Source organism: Actinomadura sp. NPDC048021 (genome assembly GCF_040653135.1).
GTDB classification, from domain to species: Bacteria; Actinomycetota; Actinomycetes; order Streptosporangiales; family Streptosporangiaceae; genus Spirillospora; species Spirillospora verrucosospora.
On record NZ_JBEZJQ010000010.1, the window covers coordinates 135,406 to 157,154 of the forward strand.

22 protein-coding genes are annotated in these 21,749 nt (G+C 69.9%); 8 read left to right on the forward strand and 14 right to left on the reverse strand.

The window, feature by feature from the left end; all coding sequences use genetic code 11:
* Positions 1-78 precede the first annotated feature (78 nt).
* Positions 79-1,275 (forward strand): hypothetical protein, encoded by a 1,197-nt coding sequence (locus AB0C87_RS18570; protein ID WP_345175061.1) that lies wholly within the window; start codon positions 79-81, stop codon positions 1,273-1,275.
* Here AB0C87_RS18570 and AB0C87_RS18575 read toward each other — a convergent pair.
* Positions 1,236-1,856 (reverse strand): hypothetical protein, encoded by a 621-nt coding sequence (locus tag AB0C87_RS18575; protein ID WP_345175059.1) that lies wholly within the window; start codon positions 1,854-1,856, stop codon positions 1,236-1,238. The genes AB0C87_RS18570 and AB0C87_RS18575 overlap by 40 nt on opposite strands.
* A gap of 135 nt (positions 1,857-1,991) precedes the next feature.
* Between AB0C87_RS18575 and AB0C87_RS18580 the strand changes: the two genes are divergently transcribed.
* Positions 1,992-2,510, forward strand: a complete 519-nt coding sequence (locus AB0C87_RS18580) for a PH domain-containing protein (RefSeq protein WP_345175058.1) — start codon at positions 1,992-1,994, stop codon at positions 2,508-2,510.
* A 7-nt stretch (positions 2,511-2,517) separates the two neighbouring features.
* Here AB0C87_RS18580 and AB0C87_RS18585 read toward each other — a convergent pair whose 3' ends face one another.
* From AB0C87_RS18585 to AB0C87_RS18610, 6 genes are read right to left on the reverse strand one after another with little or no spacing between them, the layout of a single operon-like run.
* Positions 2,518-3,969 carry an FAD-dependent oxidoreductase gene (locus AB0C87_RS18585; protein ID WP_360578618.1) on the reverse strand — a complete coding sequence of 484 codons (1,452 nt, stop codon included), beginning with the start codon at positions 3,967-3,969 and terminating at the stop codon, positions 2,518-2,520.
* Positions 3,966-4,808 (reverse strand): ABC transporter permease, encoded by an 843-nt coding sequence (locus AB0C87_RS18590; RefSeq protein ID WP_345175056.1) that lies wholly within the window; start codon positions 4,806-4,808, stop codon positions 3,966-3,968. Before AB0C87_RS18590 ends, AB0C87_RS18585 begins: the two co-directional genes overlap by 4 nt.
* Positions 4,805-5,668 (reverse strand): ABC transporter permease, encoded by an 864-nt coding sequence (locus AB0C87_RS18595; protein WP_345175054.1) that lies wholly within the window; start codon positions 5,666-5,668, stop codon positions 4,805-4,807. Before AB0C87_RS18595 ends, AB0C87_RS18590 begins: the two co-directional genes overlap by 4 nt.
* Positions 5,668-6,921, reverse strand: coding sequence for a spermidine/putrescine ABC transporter substrate-binding protein (locus tag AB0C87_RS18600; protein ID WP_360578620.1), 1,254 nt, complete (start codon positions 6,919-6,921; stop codon positions 5,668-5,670). Before AB0C87_RS18600 ends, AB0C87_RS18595 begins: the two co-directional genes overlap by 1 nt.
* Positions 6,918-8,069, reverse strand: coding sequence for an ABC transporter ATP-binding protein (locus AB0C87_RS18605; protein WP_360578622.1), 1,152 nt, complete (start codon positions 8,067-8,069; stop codon positions 6,918-6,920). Before AB0C87_RS18605 ends, AB0C87_RS18600 begins: the two co-directional genes overlap by 4 nt.
* Positions 8,070-8,106: 37 nt before the next feature.
* Entirely contained in the window at positions 8,107-9,540 is a 1,434-nt protein-coding gene (locus tag AB0C87_RS18610; RefSeq protein ID WP_345175046.1) for a gamma-aminobutyraldehyde dehydrogenase, read from the reverse strand.
* 164 nt (positions 9,541-9,704) lie between these two features.
* Here AB0C87_RS18610 and AB0C87_RS18615 point away from each other — a divergent pair, with 164 nt between their 5' ends.
* The 5 genes from AB0C87_RS18615 (at position 9,705) to AB0C87_RS18635 (ending at position 13,543) form a co-directional block, all read left to right on the forward strand.
* On the forward strand, positions 9,705-10,166 hold the full coding sequence (locus AB0C87_RS18615) for an Lrp/AsnC family transcriptional regulator (RefSeq protein WP_345175044.1): 462 nt from the start codon (positions 9,705-9,707) through the stop codon (positions 10,164-10,166).
* A gap of 94 nt (positions 10,167-10,260) precedes the next feature.
* Positions 10,261-10,518, forward strand: coding sequence for a DUF1778 domain-containing protein (locus AB0C87_RS18620; protein WP_185023107.1), 258 nt, complete (start codon positions 10,261-10,263; stop codon positions 10,516-10,518).
* A gap of 663 nt (positions 10,519-11,181) precedes the next feature.
* Positions 11,182-11,619: an HIT domain-containing protein gene (locus AB0C87_RS18625; RefSeq protein ID WP_353834524.1), complete on the forward strand. Its 438-nt coding sequence runs from the start codon at positions 11,182-11,184 to the stop codon at positions 11,617-11,619.
* A gap of 521 nt (positions 11,620-12,140) precedes the next feature.
* The gene (locus AB0C87_RS18630; RefSeq protein ID WP_360578624.1) at positions 12,141-12,857 is read left to right on the forward strand and encodes an ATP-binding cassette domain-containing protein; all 717 of its coding nucleotides are present in this window, start codon (positions 12,141-12,143) and stop codon (positions 12,855-12,857) included.
* The gene (locus AB0C87_RS18635) at positions 12,854-13,543 is read left to right on the forward strand and encodes a hypothetical protein (RefSeq protein WP_360578625.1); all 690 of its coding nucleotides are present in this window, start codon (positions 12,854-12,856) and stop codon (positions 13,541-13,543) included. Before AB0C87_RS18630 ends, AB0C87_RS18635 begins: the two co-directional genes overlap by 4 nt.
* Positions 13,544-14,360: 817 nt before the next feature.
* On the opposite strand, the gene AB0C87_RS18640 is transcribed toward AB0C87_RS18635, so the two are convergent.
* The 3 genes from AB0C87_RS18640 to rlmN all read right to left on the reverse strand — a co-directional run bounded on the left by AB0C87_RS18640 (position 14,361) and on the right by rlmN (position 16,965).
* Entirely contained in the window at positions 14,361-15,185 is an 825-nt protein-coding gene (locus tag AB0C87_RS18640; protein ID WP_360578627.1) for a YwqG family protein, read from the reverse strand.
* A gap of 63 nt (positions 15,186-15,248) precedes the next feature.
* Positions 15,249-15,752, reverse strand: a complete 504-nt coding sequence (locus AB0C87_RS18645; protein WP_345175032.1) for a DivIVA domain-containing protein — start codon at positions 15,750-15,752, stop codon at positions 15,249-15,251.
* 67 nt (positions 15,753-15,819) lie between these two features.
* Positions 15,820-16,965, reverse strand: coding sequence for a 23S rRNA (adenine(2503)-C(2))-methyltransferase RlmN (gene rlmN / locus AB0C87_RS18650; RefSeq protein WP_345175030.1), 1,146 nt, complete (start codon positions 16,963-16,965; stop codon positions 15,820-15,822).
* Between the two features lie 113 nt (positions 16,966-17,078).
* Between rlmN and AB0C87_RS18655 the strand changes: the two genes are divergently transcribed.
* Complete coding sequence (locus tag AB0C87_RS18655) at positions 17,079-18,224, forward strand: suppressor of fused domain protein (RefSeq protein ID WP_360578630.1); 1,146 nt, start codon at positions 17,079-17,081, stop codon at positions 18,222-18,224.
* A 59-nt stretch (positions 18,225-18,283) separates the two neighbouring features.
* Here the strand turns inward: AB0C87_RS18655 and AB0C87_RS18660 are convergent, their stop codons facing one another.
* From AB0C87_RS18660 to tsf, 4 genes are all read right to left on the reverse strand, one after another.
* Entirely contained in the window at positions 18,284-19,222 is a 939-nt protein-coding gene (locus AB0C87_RS18660; RefSeq protein ID WP_360578760.1) for a phosphatidate cytidylyltransferase, read from the reverse strand.
* Between the two features lie 56 nt (positions 19,223-19,278).
* Positions 19,279-19,836 carry a ribosome recycling factor gene (gene frr, locus AB0C87_RS18665; protein ID WP_345175023.1) on the reverse strand — a complete coding sequence of 186 codons (558 nt, stop codon included), beginning with the start codon at positions 19,834-19,836 and terminating at the stop codon, positions 19,279-19,281.
* A 74-nt stretch (positions 19,837-19,910) separates the two neighbouring features.
* Complete coding sequence (gene pyrH / locus AB0C87_RS18670; protein ID WP_345175021.1) at positions 19,911-20,690, reverse strand: UMP kinase; 780 nt, start codon at positions 20,688-20,690, stop codon at positions 19,911-19,913.
* A 57-nt stretch (positions 20,691-20,747) separates the two neighbouring features.
* The gene (gene tsf / locus AB0C87_RS18675; RefSeq protein ID WP_345175019.1) at positions 20,748-21,584 is read right to left on the reverse strand and encodes a translation elongation factor Ts; all 837 of its coding nucleotides are present in this window, start codon (positions 21,582-21,584) and stop codon (positions 20,748-20,750) included.
* Positions 21,585-21,749: the final 165 nt, after the last annotated feature.

Sequence of the window (21,749 nt, forward strand, 5' to 3'; positions counted from 1 at the left end):
CGGTCGGCGCGCATGATCGTAAGTTATGGTCGCGATCAAAAGTCGTTCCGGTAATCACCGTCACGCCCGAGGAGTGCAATGACGACGGTCATCCTGGTGGTGATGTGCGTCGTGGTGGGGGCGCTCGAACTGTACGCGGGCAAGCAGAGCCGGGACCAGGCCCATGCCTTCACCCGCCGGATCGACGAACTGAACGACCAGGTGACCAAGCAGAACAACGTGCTGGTCACCGTCGGCGAGCAGCTCACCGCGGAGCTGTCGCGCGTCAAGCAGGACGTGCTGCCCGCGCTCGACACCCGGCTCCGGCAGAACACCGGGCAGGTGGAGGAGCTCGCGGGCCTCGTCCACCAGGCGGACGACTACCTGCGGACCCAGGCGGGCAGGCTGCACGAGCTGGAGCAGCAGCGCATCACCCTCGCCGCGCTGCGCCGCAAGCTCGGCGAGGTCGAGACGTCGGTGCGGGCCGCCACCGGGGCGGGCGGCGGGCCCGTGGAGGGCAAGGTCGAAGCGGCGCTCGACCGGCTCGCGGACCTGGAGCGCGGCGGCGAGGAGATCCTGGAACTGCAGCGCGCCCTCACCCGCACCCTGGAGGACGTCGAGGACGTCGTCGCCGAGCTGCTGCGGTTCACCGAGGGCGAGCTCGACGACACCGTCACGGCGGCGCTCACCGGACGCCCCCGCCCCCACGGCGACGCCGTCACCGCGACCGGGCGCCTGTGGACGCGCGACGAGGAGCTGGAGGACATCCTCGGCGACATGTACGAGCGGTGCGTGCGCGCCAGCCGGCTGGCCGTCCGGTTCCGCACGTCCGAGGGCTCGAACGGCACTCCCGGCTCACCGGAGCGCCGCCGCTACTTCCTGGGCGGGCACGCCAGCGAGGACCTGGCGGGCGTGTTCAGCGCCCTGCTCATCTCCGCGGGCGCCGGCGCCCGGTCCGGCAACGGCCTGTCCGTCGGCGAGGCCAGGCGGGGCCTCGCGCGGGTGGAGCCGGGCGTCCCGGCGGGGGTGGAGCCCGCGCGCGGGCCCGAGGACGAGGCGGCCCTCAAGTCGCTCCTGCGGACGCTGGCGGAGTGCTCTGGCGCCGTCGCGCAGATCGGCCCGCTCATGGCCGTCCGGACGCGCGACGAGCTGCTGTGCGCGGTGCTGACGGCCGCGCAGTCGCTGGAGCTGGAGAGCGACGAGGTGTTCTGGGACCCGGCCGCCGCGAGCGTCCGGCTGCGGCGGCTGCCGTCCCATCAGCTGTGGGACCTCACCGGCTGGGCCACCGCCCCGTAGGCCCGCACGGAACGTTCCGCGGGGCCGCCGATGCGCACGTAGAGGGGGCAGCGCAGGGCGCCGGTCCGCGGGTCGGCCTCGACGCACAGGCCGATCCCGGCGGCGCGGTCGAGGAACACCGCGTTCTCCACGGCCCGCGCCCCGCGCACCGCGTACGGGACGGAGTCGGCGTCGCCGGTGTCGACGAGCTCCTCGAACGTCAGCCTCCGCGCGAACCGCATCAGCACCGCGGCGTCGACGACGCGGCTCCCGATCGCCGCCGACGGGCCCGCGACGACGATCCCGAAGCTCGGGTCCTCCCGGCCCCGCACGTAGATCTCCCGGTCCGGCTCCAGGCCCCGGCGGCGGTCGGGGACCTGGACGCCGAAGCCGGCGTCGCCGTTCAGGTACGCGGGCGGCCCGAAACCCGCCGGCGGCGCCCCGTCCCGGACGCGCAGCGCGCCCGCGGGCATCTCCCAGCCGGGCAGGTAGACGCCGAGGCCCCTCAGCAGCAGCCGCCAGATCGGACGTCCGGTCACCTCGGGCGCGAAATCGCCGCCCGGCCGGCCGGGCTCCCGCGGATTCTCGGCGTCGCCGTCCATGACGACCATGATCGGCGAACGGATCCGCGTCCGACAAGGCCCCGAGCGGAGCCGTGGCCCTTACCGTGCGGCCCCTGCACCTCCGGTGCCGCGTCGGCTACGGTTGTCCCACCCGGATCATGACGAGGACACGCCGTGAATCTGCAGGACATGATGGTGCACCGCGACACCTCGTCGCGGACGGTCGACAAGTATCTGATGTCCTACGAGGGCCGTGTCATCGCGGTTCGGCGGCATCCGGCCGTCCTGCTGCTGCCGGTCGGGGTCGTCGTGGCCGGGCTCATCGCGTGCGGCGCGGCGAGCGCGGTCAGCGGGCAGGTCTGGATCTGGGGGCTGTGGCTGATCGCGGTCTGCTACCTGGCCTGGAAGGTGATCGCCTGGTCGGTCGACTTCTTCCTCGTCACCGAGCACCGGGTGATGGTCGTCAACGGCGTCCTCAACCGCAACGTCGCGATGATGCCGCTCGCCAAGGTCACCGACATCGCGCTGAACCGCTCGGTGCTCGGGCGGGTCTTCGGCTACGGCGAGTTCGTGATGGAGTCGGCGGGCCAGAAGCAGGCGCTGCGCAACGTCGGTTTCATGCCGTACCCGGAGCAGCTGTACCTGGAGGTCTCGTCGGTCATCTTCGGCACGGTCGAAGAGTCGCCGGACTGATCCCCGTTCAGGAGTCGAAGCCGAGGCCCATGCGGTCGAGGGTGCGGAGCCAGAGTCCCCGGCGCCCCGCGTTGCGGTCGGCGCGGGCGATCTCGCGCCGGGTCAGCTCGATGACGCCGTAGCGCAGCGGCTCGGGCGGGAACGGGACGGGCTTGGAGCGCACCATCGCCAGCCGTGTCCGCTCGGTCTCCTCGCCGGGCGCGAGACCGACCCCCAGGAGGTCGAGCATGACGTCGGCTCCGAAGCGGGTGGCGCCGACACCGAGGCCGGTGTAGCCCGCCGCGTACGCGAGCCTGCCGTCGTAGGCCGTCCCGTAGAAGGCGCAGAAGCGGCTGCACGTGTCGATGACGCCGCCCCAGGCGTTGGTGAACCGCACACCCTCCAGTTGCGGGAACGTCGCGAAGAAGTGCCGGGCCAGAGTCGCGTACGTGGAGGGGCGCCGTTCCAGTGCGGGACGCATTCCGTTGCCGAAGTAGTAGACGGCGTCGTAGCCGCCCCACAGGATGCGGTCGTCGGCGGTGAGCCGGTAGTAGTGGAACTGGTTGGCGCTGTCGCCGAGCCCTTGCCGGTGCCGCCAGCCGATGGACGCGCGCTGCGCGGGCGTGAGCGGCTCGGTGACGAGCGCGTAGTCGTACACCGGGACGACGTAGTTGCGCAGGCGCCGAAGGATCGGCGGGAAGGCGCCGGTCCCCAGGGCGACGTGCCGGGCGCTGACCGTCCCGAGCGGGCGGGGCGCCCGGTCGCCCCGCCGCGGGGGCGCGGCGGCCGCCAGCCGGAGCCCGCGGACGTCGGTGCGCGGCGCCGTGACGCGGGTGTTCTCGAAGACGCGGACCCCGAGGGCGCGGCACGCGTCCGCCAGGCCCCAGGCGAGCTTGGCCGGATGCACCATGGCGACGGCGTCGCGGTCCCACAGGCCCGCCAGGTAGGTGGGCGAGTCAACCTCGGCGCGGACCGACTCCGCGCCGAGCATGATCGGTTGCCAGCCGTGCTCGTAGGCCTTCTCCGCCGCCTCCTGGAGCGCGGGCACCTGCCACTCCTCGGTGGCGACGCTCATCTCCCCCGTCGGCTCCCACTCGGCGTCGATGCCGTGGCGGGTCAGCGTCTCCGCGATGGCGCGCAGGTTGTCCCAGCCGAGGCGTTCGAGCGTGTGGGCGTCGTCCGGCCAGCGCCCGAGGCCGTTCTCCAGGCCGTGGGTGAGGCTGGCGGCGCAGAACCCGCCGTTGCGTCCGGACGCGGCGGCGCCGATCCGGCCGGCCTCCAGCACGACCACGTCCAGGGACGGGTCGCGCTCCTTGGCGAGCAGGGCCGTCCACAGGCCGCTGTAGCCGCCGCCGACGACGGCGAGGTCGCACGTCAGCGTGCCGGACAGCGCCGGACCCGCCTCGGGGCGGGCCGGGTCCCCGAGCCAGAACGGCTCGGGGGCGGCGTCGGCGAGCGCCCCGGCCACGTTCGCGTTCATGCTCGCGTTCGCGCGCGGGCGCTGCGCCGCGCCGACACCACCGCGATCAGCACGCCGACCGCGAAGATGATCGTCCCCATCACGTTGACCTGCGGCGGCGTCCCCGTCCTGGTGGAGCCGTAGATCCACAGCGGGAACGTGACGGTGGCGCCGCTGGTGAAGTTGGTGATGACGAAGTCGTCGATGGACAGCACGAACGCCAGCAGCGCCCCCGCCAGCACCCCAGGCATGATCATCGGCAGGGTGACCAGGCGGAACCGCGTCCACGGGCCGGCGCCGAGGTCCTGCGCCGCCTCCTCCACCGCGGGGTCGAGCCCGACGACGCGGGCCCGGACCGTCACCGCCACGAACGCGATCGAGAACATCACGTGCGCGAGCAGGATCGTCAGGTAGCCGCGCGGCAGGTTGAACGTGACGAACATCGACAGCAGCGACGCGCCCATCACGATCTCCGGGCAGGAGATCGCCATGAACAGCACGAGGTTCGTCGACCCCTTGCCGCGGAACCGGTACCGGCCGAGCGCGAGGCCCGCGAACGTCCCGATGACCGTGGTGATCAGCGTGCTGAGCAGCGCGATCGTCAGCGAGTTGACGACGGCCGCGGTGAGGTCGCTCTTGTCGAACAGGTGCGCGTACCAGCGGAGCGTGAAGCCCTGCCACTCGAAGTTCTGCTTGCTGCGGGTGTCGTTGAACCCGAACAGGATCATGATCGCGATCGGCAGGATCAGCCACGCGATCAGCACGAGGGTGTAGAGGTGCAGGCCGGAGATCCGGCGCCGGGGCGCGCGCCGCCGCGGGGTCTCGGCGGGCGCCGCGGGGGCCTTGGTGTGCGTCGTCATCGTCCCGCCGCCTCCAGGACGTCCTGCGTGCCGAGCGTGCGCGCGTAGGCGAAGATCCCGACGAGCAGGATCGCCATCAGCGCGAACGACAGCGCGGACGCCGTCGGGTAGGCGCTGTTGTTGAAGTACTCGGTCTGGATGACGTTGCCGATCATGGTGTTCTGCGGGCCGCCGAGCACCTCGGCGTTGACGTAGTCCGACGACACCGGCACGAACGTCATGATCACGCCGGCGAAGACGCCGGGCAGCGACAGCGGCAGGATGACCCGGAGGAACGCCTGCGCGCGGCTCGCGTACAGGTCGTAGGCCGCCTCCACCACGCGCGGGTCGATGCGTTCGAGCGCCACGTAGATCGGCAGGACCATGAACGGCAGGAAGTTGTAGGCGAGCCCGGACACGACCGCGACGCCGGTGTCGAGGACGTGGAAGCCCTCCGGCAGGACGCCGTGGTCGCGCAGCGGCCCGAGGACCGGCCCGTTGTCGGTGAGGACGAGCTTCCACGACACCGTCCGCAGGATGAACGAGACGAAGTAGGGAAGCAGCAGGAGGAACAGGTACGTCGACTTGGCGCGCCCGCCGCGGAACGCGATCCAGTACGCGGCCGGGTAGGCGAGCACGATGCACGCGACCGTCGCCAGCAGCCCGTACCAGAGCGACCGTACGAACTTGTCGCCGTAGGTGCTGAGCCCGTCGGTGTAGTTCTGCCAGTGCAGCGTCTGCTGGAAGCCGTCGATGAGGTTCCCGGTCTGCAGCGACAGGGACACCATCAGCACCATCGGGACGAGGAAGAACGCCGCCAGCCACAACCCGCCCGGAAGGATCATCAGGTACGGCGCGAGCCGTCCCCGCACCCCGCCCATCACGAGCCCTTGGAGATCGGCTCGAAGATCTTCTGGTACTCGGTCTCCTCCGCCTGCGTGAGCCGCCGGTAGTGCCGCAGCCGGGCCAGGTCGGCCTGCGACGGGAAGATCAGCGGGCTGGTGCTGAGCCGGGTCAGGTCCTTCTTGTCGTCGCCGCCCGCCTGCTCGGCCTTCTGCGCGAGGAGCTTCTGGGTGGCCGGGATCGGCGGCATGTAGTTGATGAACTCGGTCAGCGGCGCGTTGTTCTCGGGAACGTAGAGCCAGTTCATGAGGGTCAGCGCGTCCACCGGGTTCTCGGCGGTCTTCGGGATGCACAGGTTGTCGGTCCAGATGGTGCCGCCCTCCTTGGGCACCACGAACTTCACGTCCGGGCTCGTCAGGCTGTACACGTCCCCCGACCACGCCATGGTCATCCACACGTCGCCCTTGCTGACGGCGTCGACGTAGTCCTGGCTGTAGTACTTGCGGACGATGCCCTTGTCGCGCTGCTCGCGCAGCTTGGCGGCGGCCTTCTCCCAGTCCGCCTTCGTCGACTTCTCCGGGTCGATGCCGAGCAGGAACATCCCGAAGTTCCCGAGCTCCTGCGAGTCGCCCATCATGCCGACCTTGCCCTTGTACTTCGGGTCGAACAGCTGGGCGATGCTGGTGATCTCCTCCTTCACGTACTTGGTGTTGTACGCGATCCCGGTGACCCCCGACTCGTACGGGATCGTGAAGGCGTTGCCCGGGTCGTAGGACGGGTTCTTGAACGACGGGCCCACGTTCGCCTGGAAGTTCGGCAGCTTCGACAGGTCGAGGGGCGCCAGGTAGCCGAGCTGGCGGCACTGCTCCAGCTGGATCCCGTTCGTCATCACCATCAGGTCAAAGCCGATGGACTGCCCGGCGGCCAGCGGAGCCTGGATCTTGCCGAACCACGGGCCCATCTCCTGGATGACCTCCTTGTAGGTCACCTTGACGCCCGTCTCCTTCTCGAACGCCTTGATGGTCTCCCGGTCGTCCTGCATGTAGCCCGGCCAGTTCGCCCAATTGAGCCTGCCGCTCTTGGCCTTGTTCGCCCAGTACTTCTCGACGTCGCTCTGGGTGACCTTCTCCTTGCCGCCCTGCCCCTTCACCCCGCACGCCGACAGCGCGAGCCCGGCGCCCGCCGCGCCCATCAGCCTCAGGACGTCGCGGCGAGCCGGGCCGCCCGCGCCGGAGCGCGCCAGGCGCGGCCTTATGAGTCCGCGGAGGAAGGCAGGGTCGAACTGGCTCATTGCGGGGCTCCTATGGCGTACGAGTGGCGCGGATCCCACGACAACCAGACGCTGTCGCCGCGCACGGCGATGTCGTCGGCGGACGTCGCGTTCTGCAGGAACACGACGACGTCGGCGCCGGCGGAGGTGGTGATGTTGTAGTTCGTCGACGTCCCGAGGTACACGACCTCGGTCACGGTCCCCCGGACGGCGCACTGCCCGTCCCCCGGCCTGTCCAGCCCGATCCCGATCTTCTCGGGGCGGACGGTCAGCTCCACGCGCTCCCCCGCGACGGCCTCCCGGCCGTGGCGCATCGGGACCTCGATCCGGCCGTCGGGGCCGTGGGAGAGCACCGCCCCGCCCGGCCCCGTCCCGGTGACCTTCCCCTCCAGCAGGTTGGACGTGCCGATGAACCCGGCCACGAACCGCGTCGCGGGATGCTCGTAGATCTCCCGCGGCGTGCCGAGCTGCTCGATCACCCCGTCGTTCATGACGGCGATGCGGTCCGACATCGTCAGCGCCTCGCCCTGGTCGTGCGTCACGTACACGAACGTGACGCCGACCCCCCGCTGGATCCGCTTCAGCTCGACCTGCATCGCCTGGCGCAGCTTCAGGTCGAGGGCGCCGAGCGGCTCGTCCAGCAGCAGCGCCCGCGGCTCGTTGACCAGTGCCCGGGCCAGCGCGACCCGCTGCTGCTGGCCGCCGGACAACTCGGCGGGACGGCGCTTCTCCCGTCCCGCCAGGTCGACGATCTCCAGCATCTCCCCCACCCGCCGCGTGATCTGCGCCTTCGGAACGCCGCGCCGGCGCAGGCCGAACGCGACGTTCTCGAAGACGCTCATGTGGGGGAAGAGCGCGTACGACTGGAACACCATGTTCACGTCGCGCCTGTTGGGGGGCACGTCCGTGACGTCCTGCCCGCGCAGCCGGACCCGCCCCGCCGTCGGCTCCTCGAAGCCGGCGATCATGCGCATGGTCGTCGTCTTGCCGCATCCCGACGGGCCGAGCAGGGAGAAGAACTCCCCCTCCGCGATCGACAGGTCGACGCCGCGCACCGCCGCCACGGTCTCGCCGTAGGCGTGGTAATCCTTCTCGACTCCCGCGAGTTCGATCGCGGGGACCGCGACGGCCGGGTCGTCGCGCGCCGCGGCGGGTTGGGTCTCGGTCATGGGCGGGACTTCCTTCACGGGCTCCGGTCGGCGGCGCTCAGCCGCCGATGTAGTGCATGACGTGCTTGACGCGGGTGTAGTCCTCGATTCCGTACATCGACATGTCCTTGCCGTAGCCGGAGTGCTTGAAGCCGCCGTGCGGCATCTCCGACACCAGCGGGATGTGGGTGTTGACCCACACGGCGCCGAAGTCCAGTGCCTTGCTCATGCGCATGGCGCGGCCGTGGTTCTGCGTCCACACGCTGGCGGCGAGGCCGTACTTGACGCCGTTGGCCCACTCCACGGCCTGAGCCTCGTCCGAGAAGCTCTGGACGGTGATGACCGGGCCGAAGACCTCGTTCTGCACCATCTCGTCGTCCTGCCTGAGGCCGCCCACGACGGTCGGGGCGAAGAAGTAGCCGCGGTCCCCCACGCGCTCGCCGCCGGTGAGGACCTTCGCGTGGCTGGGCGCCCGCTCGATGAAGCCCTGGACGCGCTCCAGCTGGTTCGCGTTGTTCACCGGCCCGTAGAAGGCGTCGGCGTTGCTCGGAGGCCCGACGACCGTCCCCTTGGCGGCCTCGGTGAGCGCCTCGGTGAACTCCCCGTGCAGCCGGTCGGCGACCAGCACGCGGGTGGCCGCCGTGCAGTCCTGGCCCGCGTTGAAGTACCCGGCCTCGGCGATGCCCGTCGCCGCCGCCTCGACGTCGGCGTCGTCGAACACGACCACCGGCGCCTTGCCGCCGAGCTCCAGGTGCACCCGCTTGAGGTCCTTGGCCGCCGACGCGGCGACCTCCATGCCGGCCCGCACGCTCCCGGTGATCGACACCATCTGCGGCGTCGGGTGCTCCACCAGCGAGCGCCCGGTGCCGCGGTCGCCGCAGATCACGTTGAAGACGCCCGGGGGCAGGAACTCGGCCGCGATCTCCGCCAGCATCAGCGTGCTCGCCGGGGTCGTCTCGGACGGCTTGAGCACCACGGTGTTGCCCGTCGCCAGCGCCGGCCCGATCTTCCAGATCGCCATCATCATCGGGTAGTTCCAGGGCGTCACCTGGGCGCACACCCCGATCGGCTCCCGCCGGATCGAGGAGGTGTGGTCGGCCATGTACTCGGCGGACGCCTTGCCCTCCAGCACCCGGGACGCGCCGGCGAAGAACCGGAGGTTGTCCACCATCGGCGGCACCTCCTCGTCCAGGGTCATCTGGACGGGCTTGCCGGTGTCCCGGCTCTCCGCCCTGACGAGGTCCTCCGCCCGCTTCTCGACCGCGTCCGCGAAGCGCAGCATCGCGAGGCTCCGCTCCCCCGGCGTGGCGTCGCGCCAGGCGGGGAACGCGTCGGACGCCGCACGGAACGCGGCGTCGACGTCCTCGGCGCCGGACACCGGCGCCTCCGCGTACGTCTCGCCGGTGCTGGGGTCGACCACCTCCAGCGTCCGCCCGTCCTTGGCGTCGACGTATTCTCCGCCGATAAAGTTGCGCAGCCGCTCGCCGCTCATCCTCAGGTCCCTCCTGGGCGCCGTCGCCCGTTGTGTCCTGTTGGCCCGACCCTTACAGAGGAGTCCGTCCAACACAAGTGATTCCGTTGTTACGATCGAATTTCACGACTGATTCACTTGGCCCAGAGGCCTCACACCCTCGATGCCGCAGCTAGGAGAACCGGATGGAACGGGCAGCCCGCGTCCAGCTCGACGAGACCGCCAAGCAGATCATCGAGCAGCTCCAGCAGGACGGCCGCCGCTCCTATGCCGCCATCGGCAAGGCCGTGGGCCTCTCCGAGGCCGCCGTGCGCCAGCGCGTGCAGAAGCTCCTCGACACCGGCGTGATGCAGATCGTCGGCGTCACCGACCCGCTCATGCTCGGCTTCCACCGCCAGATGATGATCGGCGTCAGGTGCGAGGGCGACCTGGAGAAGATCGCCGACGAGCTCGCCGCCCTGGACGAGATCGACTACGTCGTCATCACCGCGGGTTCGTTCGACATCCTCCTGGAGCTCGTCTGCGAGGACGACGAACGTCTTCTGGAACTTCTCGGCCGTATCCGCGCCGTCCCGGGCGTCGTCTCCACCGAGAGCTTCGTATACCTCAAACTTCGCAAACAGACCTACTCCTGGGGAACCCGCTGACTCCGCCGGACACCGCCGATTCTCGTTCTCAGAGGGGATGTCCTGGCAACTCCTCGCGGCGTACTTTGAAAGGCCGCAAGGAAGGAGACCGGCCATGCCCGAGTCGGTTCGCCAGGACCTTCCGGCCGATCCCGCCGACGATCACATCACCTTCCGTACCACCGCGGAGCAGTTTCTCGTGATCCGCGCGGCGGCCGAGCTGATCGGCTGGTCGGTCACCGACTTCGTCCTGTCAGCCGCCCTGGACCGCGCCGAACGCGACCTCTACGAACACGCCGCGGCGCAAGAGGCGGCAGAGCCCGCCCCCGACCCGATCCCTCCCTACACGGCCCTGCTGCTGGCCCTGTCCTGACCCACCCTGAGCAGACGAAGCCCACACGCTGACACCCCTCCCCGGCGGCGGTCGAACACGACCACCAGACGACCGCCGCCACAGGGCAACCAAACCGCCCAGCCCACCCATGATCAACACTCCCATTCCACTCAGCCACTCTCAAACGCAAGCACTAGCGGCGACCAGCGCTCCCAGAACAGCCACCCCCTCAGCCACCAGCACCAGCAAAACCTGGCCCAACCACCAGGCACCAATCACGGCCAGCCAGACGTAGAACGACCCACCACCAACACAGCACCGGCAGAAACCCAACCCACCCAACCGCCACCATGAGCGAGTCCAGCCAAACGACCCCAGAGAACCCCAGAGCGCAACACCTCCTAGCGGCCAGCCATCACCAGCAGGAGTTCAGAGTCGTGACCGCCAAGAGCTAATCGCGGCCAGACGGGCCTGACAAAGCACACAGAACGACCAACCACTCTCAGCGACCAGCACCCGGCCGGAGCCCAGGCCAATCACCGCCAGGCACGGTGCGGGAGCACCCGAGCACGGCTCGTCCTTGAGGCCCCGGCCGCGAACCAGAGCGCTCGCCTGCTGGGTGGCGCCGACGTCGCCTTCGGAGCCATCGATCACATCGGGCCGATGTGCCGTTGCCTGCGGGTGGGGCTGGAGAATAGGGGGATGGGTGAGGCTGTGAGCAAGGCATGTCTGTTCTGCGAAATCATCAAGGGAGAGCGGCCCGCGCACGTCGTGCTGGACGCACCGGACGCGATGGCGTTCCTCGACACCCGCCCTCTCTTCAAGGGCCACACCCTGCTGGTCCCGCGGACGCACTACGAGACGCTCACTGACCTGCCCGAGGACCTTCTAGGCCCGTTCTTCGCGCAAGCCCAACGCCTTGCCCAGGCGATGGAATCCGTCCTCGAAGCAGCCGGCTCGTTCGTCGCCATGAACAACCGGATCAGCCAGAGCGTCCCCCACCTGCATGTACACGTGGTTCCACGCAACCCGAAGGACGGCCTCCGCGGCTTCTTCTGGCCCCGCCAGAAATACGCCTCCGACACCGAGGCCGCCGACTACGCAGCCCGCCTCTCAAAAGCCCTAACCACCCCCACCTAACCCACCCCCCCCAACAACCCCCACCCCACCACCGGCACCCAACGCACCACCGCACCGCACCGAGCAGCATCAAACGACTGCGCCAAACCTTCACGACCGCGCTCCGCTGCGCCGGGGTTGCACCACAAGCCCCTTGCCGTACTTGCGGACCCACTCGGGGTGCTTGCGCGCGGGCCTCGTGGGCCAGCAAAGCAATCTGAGTGCGGTTGTCCAGGGCGAGCATGGCCAGGACGCTGGAGACGTGCGCCCTGCCCTCTAGCCCACCACCATCGACCGCCCACCATCGGCGGCGCCAATTGCCGAGACCGGCACCAATTCCAACCGCGTCGTCCAGATCCGCGCCCGAGAACGCCGTCGACTGATCCTCACCACAGCCCACCCGTCGACGAACCCGACGACGACCAGGGCACCGCGCGCTCGCACCCCGCGACGGCCGACCTGGCCACGGCGAGGTTCAGGCGCGGGTGGCGTGGATGGGGCTAACGCCGTCCTTACGGAGAGGTGTCTACAGTTCCGGTGCCATGCGGCTGGAGCGTGTCGCCTTTCGTTATCGGCGCCGGGACCCCTGGGTTTTTCGGGACGTCACCGTGACGCTTCCAAAAGGAAGCGTCACTGAGGTGACCGGGCATAACGGCGCGGGAAAGTCCACGCTGCTGCGAGTGATGGCCGGCCTGCGCAGGCCACGAGCGGGCGTCGTCGAAGGCCGTCCCGCACGAGTGGGGTACGCGCCGGAGCGGTTCCCGGTCGACCAGCCGTTCAGCGTTCGCGCCTACCTGGGCCACATGGCGGCCATCCGCCGCATCCCCGCCGGCACTGGTGACGTCTGGGCAGAGCGGCTGGCCTTTGCGCATCTCCTAGATGTACGGCTGTCCGAACTCTCGAAGGGCAGCGCGCAGAAGATCGGGCTCGCGCAGGCGCTTATGGCGGACCCCGAGCTGCTCATCTTGGACGAGCCCTTCGCGGGCCTGGACGCCGCTACCCGCGATTCTCTCCCCGAACTGATCTCCGATTTGGCCTCGCGCGGCACCACGGTCGTCGTCAGCGACCACCAGCGCTGCATCGAGGCGATGCCCGGCGTCGACCGCTTGCACGTCGCCAACCGCTCCGTGACACCGCTGGCCCCTGGGGACACCAGTCCTTGGACCGTCCTGGAGGTCGAGGTGCCCGGAGACGAGGCCGACACCGTGGAGACGAAGCTGAGGGCCGACGGCTACCGGGTGCGGAGGCGTGAAGAGTGATCGCACTTGTCCGTTTCCACGTGGCGGGTTACCTCCGCTCGCTGCGCGTCTTGCAGCCGCTGATCGTCGTGGCCCTGCTGGTGGCGTTGGTCCTCGCGCAGGGGCCGAGCGGTCCTGACGCGGGCGAGCTCGCGGTGCGGACTTTCGCGGATGTGGCGGCGATCATGTTCCCGGTGTGGGCGTGGGCGGCCCGCGCCCTCCTGGACACACAGCCCGATGAGCAGCGCGCTCTGACCGCCACCGCGGCCCGCCACCCGTCCGCGCCCACGTGGGCGGGCCTGCTCGCGGCCTACGGGGTGAACGTCTCATTGGGCGTCGTGACACTGGCCATTCCTCTCATCCAGGCATTCCAGGCGGGCTCGCCGGGACGGGCGATCTTGGCGGGCTGCGCGTTGAACCTCCTCGTGGCCGTCCCCGGCACGCTGCTCGGGGCGTGGACGAGTCGCCTCCTCATCCCCGATCCCGGGATCTCACTGCTGGCGCTTCTCGGCGGCGCGACCGCTCTCCTCCTCCTGGGCATGGGACGGCTCTCCTGGCTTTCCATCCCGATGATCGACTGGATGCGCGCAGCTCACGACGGCCCGAACGTCTTCGTCTCGCACTTCCCCGTCACCGCCCTCCACCTCCTCATCTGGTCCACGGTCGTAGGCACTGCCTACTTCGTAACCGCTCACCGCACCCCCTGACCACTCCCCGCGGTGGTGCATTCACCCTTCGGCGGCGGTGTCGCGGGGGCGGCGGCTCCCGTGGAGCACCAGCTCACACCGCGCCTTCGCCCGCTGACGCGGCCCTTGCCACAGAGGCCTTCGATGCTTGGGCTGACGGGGTAAAGCGTTCCGGCGGCCACGGCGAACATCACGCCGCCGCGTCCCGTGAGCGCTCGACCACGGGCACTCGTCTCACGGGAGTTCTCCGGCCCGAACAAGCTGGGACGCACAGCATCGCGCTGGGACGGCGCCATGGAGAGTGACCCCAGCGAGCACCAGGTCACGCCGCGCCTGCGTCGTCCGGCGAGGCATTGAACGGACGGAGCTAAGCCTCTGTGGCTGGGGCGGCCATCACGGCCATGTGCGTGCCGCGCCCCGGAAGGGTTCGGCCGATCTCGTTGGCGTAGTTGTACAGGAAGAGGTAAGCGACAGCCTCTGTCCGCCTTCGGCTGCGGCACAGCATGTTGGCAGGGCCCAGGCCGCCGCCAGTATGAGCTGACGCTCCTCGCCACTTCCTCTTCGCGGCCAGCTCTACCCGCAGGCATCTCGCCGTTGAGAGCCCGGGACGGCCACCGGGGCGACGCTACGGGCCGACGGCCTTGTGGGTTGACGCTCCTCGCCGCTTCCTCCTCGCGGCCGTCTCTTTTCGCAGGCATCTCGTCGCTGGGGGGCCGGGATGGCCACCGGGGCGACGGTGTGGGCCGCCGTACGTCGGGTGGTGTGTTCCCGAGGGCGTGAGGCCGTGCAGGCTGATTTGGCCCAGCGGGTGTTCGGTCGGGGGACGCCTTCGGGTGGGTTACGCGGCCTGGACGGTTAGCCATGTCTGCTCCAAAGGGGTGTCGTGGCGGTTGCAGAAGTAGATGCGGCCCGGGTCGCCCCAGTACCAGCCGAGGCGGTCGTCGGAGTCGAGTTGGAGGAGGAGGTGCCATTCCTCCACCGCGCGTTGCTCGTCCGGTGTGAGGGCCGGAGGATTGAGGGAGTTCAGGGTGCGGCCGGTCGAGGCGTACAGGCAGTCGGGGCCGACGGGACGCTGGACGAGGGTCGGCCAGCCGCCCAGTTGGTGCGCGGGGGCTTCATCCGGGCAGGTGTGGCGCGTCCACGCGGCGTGCAGTTGTTCGTACACGGGCACGATGCCGTCGTAGACCATCTCCAAGCGTTGGATGACGGCCTCCTGGGGAGAAGGCAAGGAGAGGAACGGAGCGGCGCCTAGCGTGACCTGCGGGTAGGAAAGGGCGCCTGATGGCGGGGTCGCCGGGCGGAGCGCGCCGGTGAAGACGCGCCAGCCGTCGCGTTGGCTCGGCTCGTCGCCCCACGGACGAGGGAGCCCGCTCGCGTAGTAGAACGCGGCGCGGCAAGCGGGCAGACCGGGCACCCTCGGCAGGCCGGCGAGGCCCGCGAAGTCGATCGCGCCTAAGAAGTCGAGCGGGCGGCCGTTCCAGGTCGGCCATGGCTCGTCCGGCGGCAGCTGCGGGGTGCCTCCAAGGTGGACGGGCACCTCACCGCGGGTGGAGAGGCGAAGCCCGGGCTTGGTCAGGGGCAGCAGAATGGCCGTGATCTCCGGCGCGAGGAAGGCGTCGAACAGGGCTCGGAGCCGTCGGTACTGTACGGCGAAAGGGTCCATGCACGTAGCGTGGCGCGACCCTCACGCGGCGCGCGACGTCCTGCGAAATTGTGGATAACTTCGTCAGCGTTCAAGGGCGGCCGCGAGTTGCAGCAGGAAGCGGTCGACCTCCTGCTCGTCGTAACCGGGCCCGAACCGGACGGTGCGGAACGCGCTCTCCCGCACGTCCCGGGCGGTCACGGGCGGGGCGATGCCGCGCAGGCCGGCGATCACGCGTTCGAGGAAGGCGTCCACGTCCCGCACGTCGTAGCCGGGGCGCAGGCCGGCACCGGAGAACCGCGCGTTCTGGATCCAGTTGATCAGCCAGGCCGGCTGGGCGCGGGTGCGGCCGGGGCGCTCCGCGATCGGCGCACGGGCCTGGAGTTCCCTGATGCACTCGCGGAGCAGCTCGTCCACCGCGCGGTGGTCGTAGCCGCGAAGGACGGTGGTGAACCGGGCTTGGCGCACCTCGTCCGCGGGCACCGGCGGTCCGCCGCTCAGCGCTTGCGAGATCCGTTTGAGCAGGGCGTCGACCTGGTCCCGGTCGTAGCCTCGCAAGACCACCGGCAGCCGTGTACCCGTCCTCACCGGCACCGCGCTCCTCAGCCGTGTCCGCGCGCTCCGCGCGGCGCCGGGAACGCGCCCCGCGGCGCGCTCAGTCCTTGGTCGCCGCGGCCAGCTGCCCGCAGGCCCCGTCGATCTCCCTGCCCCGAGTGTCGCGCACCGTGACCGGGACCCCGTGGGCCTCCAGGCGCCGGACGAACTCGCGCTCGTCCTCGGGCCGGGAGGCGGTCCACTTGGAACCCGGCGTTGGGTTCAACGGGATCAGATTGACGTGTACGAGATGGCCGCGCAAGAGCCTTCCGAGAAGATCGGCCCGCCAGGCCTGGTCGTTGATGTCCTTGATGAGGGCGTACTCGATCGAGACGCGGCGCCCGCTGCGCTCGGCGTAGGCCCAGGCGGCGTCGAGCACCTCGGAGACCTTCCACCGGTTGTTGATGGGCACGAGGTCGTCGCGCAGCTCGTCGTCGGGGGCGTGCAGGGACACGGCCAGCCTGACCGACATGTCCTCGGCGGCGAGCTTCTCGATGGCCGGTACGAGCCCGACCGTGGAGACCGTGACCGAACGCTGGGAGATGCCCAGCCCGGCGGGCGCCGGATCGGTGATGCGCTTGACCGCGCCTATCACGGCCTTGTAGTTGGCCAGGGGCTCGCCCATGCCCATGAAGACGATGTTGGAGACGCGGCCGGGGCCCCCTGGGACGCGCCCACGGGCGAGTGCGCGCGCGCCCGCGGCGACCTGCTCGACAATCTCGGCCGTGGAAAGGTTGCGGGTGAGCCCTGCCTGACCGGTCGCGCAGAAGGGGCAGTTCATCCCGCAGCCCGCCTGGGACGAGACGCACATCGTCGCCCGGTCGGGGTACCGCATCAGAACCGACTCGAACAGGACGCCGTCGAAGGCCTTCCAGACGGTCTTCAGTGTCGTTCCGCCGTCGCAGTCCAGTTCGCGTACTGGGGTCAGCAGCGAAGGCAGCAGTTCGGACACCAGCCGATCCCGGACAGCGGCCGGCAGGTCCGTCATCTTGGCGGGATCGTCGACGAGGCGCGCGAAGTAGTGGCGCGACAGCTGGTCGGCGCGGAACGGCTTCTCCCCCAGTGCGGCGACGGCCTCGCGACGCTCGGCCGTGGTGAGGTCGGCGAGATGCCTCGGCGGCTTGCCGCGCCTCGGTGCGGCGAAGACGAGCTTCGCCGGGGTCTTCTTGGGCGCGGCACCGGTCGCGGAGGGCTGGGTGGTAGACATGGTCCTTCCAGTGTCGCAAACACCTGTGCGTGCATCGTCCGTCCTGGACGTCCGCCCATACCTGAACAGCGACATTCCTGCACACGGCCTTGTCTGCGACTAAGGTCTCGATCATGTCGGTTTTGCGCAGGGGCGCCGCCTCGCCCCGGGGGTCAGCGGCCACGGTCGTCCACGCGGCGGCCAGCCCGTACGGCAGCCGGCGACTCACCGTGGAGACCGACGGCGAGGTCACCGCCGCCTACCTGAAGGACGCGCGCGACTCGGTGGTCGGGGCGGTCTGGGTCGCGAACCACCGCGAGGCCCCACGGGAACTGGACCGGTCGCGGCTCGACGCGGGCCACGCGCCCCTTCTGCCGGAGTCCCACGTGCGCCACCCCGAAGGACGCCCGGCGCTGGACACTGAAGCGCTGGAGGTCGTCTGGTTCGAGGAGGGCGACGGCGTGGCCCTGCTTGAGGGGGGCGACCTGCTGCTGGTGATCCCCGGCTGGTCTGACATGGGGCGCGGCATTCCCGGCTACGCCCGCGACGCCACACTGCAGAGCCCGTTCGCCTTCCCTCTGGACGAAGGGATCGAGGACTTCGGGCCGCGCGTCGAGCAAGCACGCGAGCACTGGAAGAGATGCCGCGCAGACGGCTCCTGGGCGGAGTTCCAGCAGTCGATCCTCGGTCACCTCCTGCAGAGGCTGGGTCCCAGTGGCCACTACTGGCACGATGTCGGACGCCAGTTGGCGGGCGGCAGGCCGAGCATGGCCCCGACGGTAGGGGTCTCGGAGCGTCCCGCAAGGGGCGACCGGCAGTTCACCGTTCTGAGCACGGTCGGGATGAGCCGCCAGCGGATGCCTACGGTCGAACTGTACGAAGACGACGTCGCCCCATACGGACGCATAGAACTGGCCGTCGCCAGCACGCTGCCCAGTCAGCGGTCAGGCAGCATCTTCCCGTGGCTGGCGCAGTACCCGTGGCGGTCGGTGACGTGGTTCGCGCCTGGGGACGTCGTCAAGTGGTACCACGAGGCCCGCACGTTCCCCCTCGGCAACGGCGAGTCGTCCTGGGAGGGCGTGCTTCTTCTGGACGACCCGAACCGTCTCGCGGGCCCTGAGGCGCCTGGCATGACCGGACTGACGCTCGCCGGCGACGCCGTCCGATGGCTGTGGCTCGTGCCCATCACGGGCGAGGAGCACCGGTTCGCCAAGAGCGAGGGGTCGGACGCGCTCATCCGGCGTCTGGCCCAGCAGGGCCGTTCCTGGGTCGTCTCCTAAGGCGGCCTGGTCTCTCAGGGGCGGCCCACAGTCGCGCCGCGGAACGCCCCCAGAACGTCCTAGCTGGGGACGAACAGTTCCAGCAGCAGCCAGACGACGGGGGCCGTCGCGACGAGGGAGTCGAGGCGGTCCATCACTCCGCCGTGGCCGGGCAGGAGCGTTCCCATGTCCTTGATCCCGAGATCCCGCTTGATCATCGATTCGACGAGGTCGCCTGCGGTCGCGGTGACCACGGCGGCGAGTCCGATGATCACGCCCTGCCAGATGTGACCGCCGTCCAGAAGCCACCACACCAGCCACCCGCCCACGATCATGCAGGTGACGGCGGACCCGGTGACGCCCTCCCAGGTCTTCTTCGGGCTGATCGTGGGCGCGAGCTTGTGCCGGCCCAGGAAGGACCCGGCGAAATACCCGCCGATGTCGCTGGCGACGGTCGTGGCGATGAAGATGACGATGCGGTGGTCGCCGTCGTCGGGACGCATCAGCAGCGCGACGATCCCGCCCATCAGCACCAGGTAGCCGGCCACGAGCGATCCGGCGGTGACGTCCCGCACGTATCCGGAGGCGCCCTCGGTCATGCGCGTCATCAGCAGCGCGAGGACCGTCAGCGAGACCGCGGCGATGGTGGCGGTGGAGCCCCACACGTAGGCGACGACCGGCGTTCCGACCATTCCCGTCGCGACAGGGATGAACGGGACACGGATGTCACGGCTCTTGAAAGCCTCGGTCAGCTCCCGCATACCGAGGAACAGGAACACGACCATCACGCCAAGGAAGATCTCCTTGATCGTGTACAGCGAGAGCAGCACGAGAGCGCCGAGCGCGACGCCCACACCTATGGCGAGCGGGAGGTTTCGCCCCGTCTTGCTCTCGGGCTTCCCAGCGGGCGTCGCGCCGCCGGAAGGCGAGGGGCCATCGGAAGACGGGGGGTCGCCGGAGCCGTCCCGCCCCTGCCCAGGGGGCGAGGCCAGTGCTTCTCCGGGGGGTGGGCCGGCCATGTCGACCTCCGGCTCGTCCGGGGAGCCCGAGGGCTCCCCGGCGTCGTCAAGTCTCATCAAACTTCGAGCAGTTCGGCCTTCTTGTGCTCAAGGAGCTCGTCGATCTGCGCCACGTAGCGGTGCGTCGTGTCGTCGAGATCCTTCTCGGCACGCCTGACGTCGTCCTCGCCGACCTCGCCGTCCTTGGCGAGCTTGTCGAGGGCGTCCTTCGCGCGGCGCCGGATGTTGCGGATGGAGACCCGGCTCTCCTCCGCCTTGGTGCCGGCGACCTTGATGAACTCCTTGCGGCGCTCTTCCGACAGGTCCGGGAAGACGACCCGGATGACGTTGCCGTCGTTGGTGGGGTTCACACCGAGGTCGCTGTCGCGAATGGCCCTCTCCACCGCCTGCATGGACGACTTGTCGAAGACCTGGACGACGACCATCCGCGGCTCGGGGAGCGTGAAGGACGCGAGCTGGTTGATCGGCGTCGGCGTCCCGTAGTACTCGGCCGTGATCTTGTTGAACATCGCGGGGGTGACCCGGCCCGTGCGGATGGCCTGGAAGTCCTCCTTGGCGACCGCGACCGCCTTCTCCATCTTCTCCTCGGCTTCGAGGAGGGTCTCGTCGATCACTGTGACTCCCGTGTCATCTGGTCGGCCCTGATCCTGCGGTTCCGCGCCGCGTCCGGCGCGGCCGTGGGCTGCGGTCAGCCCTCCGCCGGGCTGACCAGCGTGCCGATCTTCTCACCCCGGACGGCCCGGACGATGTTGCCCTGCCCCATGAGGTCGAAGACCACGATGGGGAGCGCGTTGTCCATGCAGAGGCTGATGGCCGTGGCGTCCATGACCTTCAGGCTCCGCTGTAGAACTTCACCGTATTCCAAACGGTCGAACTTGACCGCGTCTGGATTCTTTCGGGGATCGGCATCGTAGACACCGTCCACTTGCGTGGCCTTCAGGACCGCCTCCGCACCGATCTCCAGCGCGCGCTGGGCGGCGGTGGTGTCCGTGGAGAAGAACGGCTGACCGAGCCCGGCGCCGAAGATGACCACGCGGCCCTTCTCCAGGTGCCGCATGGCGCGGCGCGGGATGTAGGGCTCGGCCACCTGGCTCATGGTGATGGCGGTCTGCACCCGCGTGTCGAGCCCGAGCTTCTCCAGGAAGTCCTGCAGGGCCAGGCAGTTGATGACGGTGCCGATCATCCCCATGTAGTCGGCGCGCCCGCGGTCCATGCCGCGCTCCGCCATGACGGCGCCGCGGAACATGTTCCCGCCGCCGCACACGACCGCCACCTGCACGCCGTCCCGGACGGCTTCGGCGATCGCCTCGGCGACGTGCTGGACGACCTCCGGGTCGATGCCGAGCGGGTCGCGTCCGGCGAAGGCCTCGCCCGAGAGCTTCAGGAGCACCCTCTTCCAGCCCGCGCGCGGCGCGTGCTGGCCGGACGACGAGGCCGCCGTCGCGCTACTGGTCGTCTTGTCCGGCACGTCGGCGGCCTCCTCGTTGCGTTCGCTATGTCTCGGGTACTCGTCTCCAGAGTGCCCTTAAGCCTGCCCGACCTTGAAGCGGGCGAAGCGGACGACCTTCACGCCGGCCTCGTCGAGGACCTTCGCGATCGTCTTCTTGTTGTCCTTCACGAACGCCTGCTCCACGAGCACGAAGTCGCGGAAGTAGGCGTTCACCCGGCCCTCGACGATCTTCGGGATCGCCTGCTCGGGCTTGCCCTCGTCGCGGGTGAGCTGCTCGGCGAGCGCCCGCTCCTTCTCGATCGCCTCGGCGGGGATCTCCTCGCGGGTGAGGTACTTCGGAGCCATCGCCGCGATCTGCTGGGCGACGTCCTTGGCGACCTCGGCGTTCTCGCTGTCCAGCTCGACCAGCACACCGGTGGTCGGCGGCAGCGACGGGTCGGACTTGTGCAGGTAGCTGGCCACGTAGGCGCCCTGGAAGTGGGCGAACCGGCGCAGCTCCAGCTTCTCGCCGATCTTGGCGCTGTTCTCCTCGATCAGGGCCTGGACGGTCTTGCCGGGCTCGATCTCGGTGGTCAGCAGGCCGGCGGCGTCCGTGACGCCGTTGGCGGCCGCGAACTCGACCAGGCGCTGGGCGAGCTCGATGAACTGCGCGTTCTTGGCGACGAAGTCGGTCTCGCAGTTGAGCTCCAGGAGCGCCCCGTCACCGGAGTTCGCAAAGTGCTCGGCGACCAGGCCGTTGGCGGCGGTGCGCTCGGCGCGCTTGCCGACGTCCTTGGCGCCCTTGAGACGCAGCAGCTCGGTCGCCTTCTCGAAGTCGCCGTCCGCCTCGGTGAGGGCGTTCTTCACGGCCATCATGCCGGAGCCGGTCAGGTCGCGCAGCCGCTTGACGTCAGCGGCGGTGAAGTTGGCCATCGCTCTCTTCGCTTCTCTCGTCGTTGGTCGTGTGACCCGCGACGGTCCCGGCGGCGTCCGCGCGGACGCCGCCGGGACCGCGGGGTCAAGCCTGCTCGGCCTCGGCGGCCGGCGGGGCCGCCGCGGCCCGAGCGGGCGCGGGGGCCGCGGCGGGCACCCCCGGGG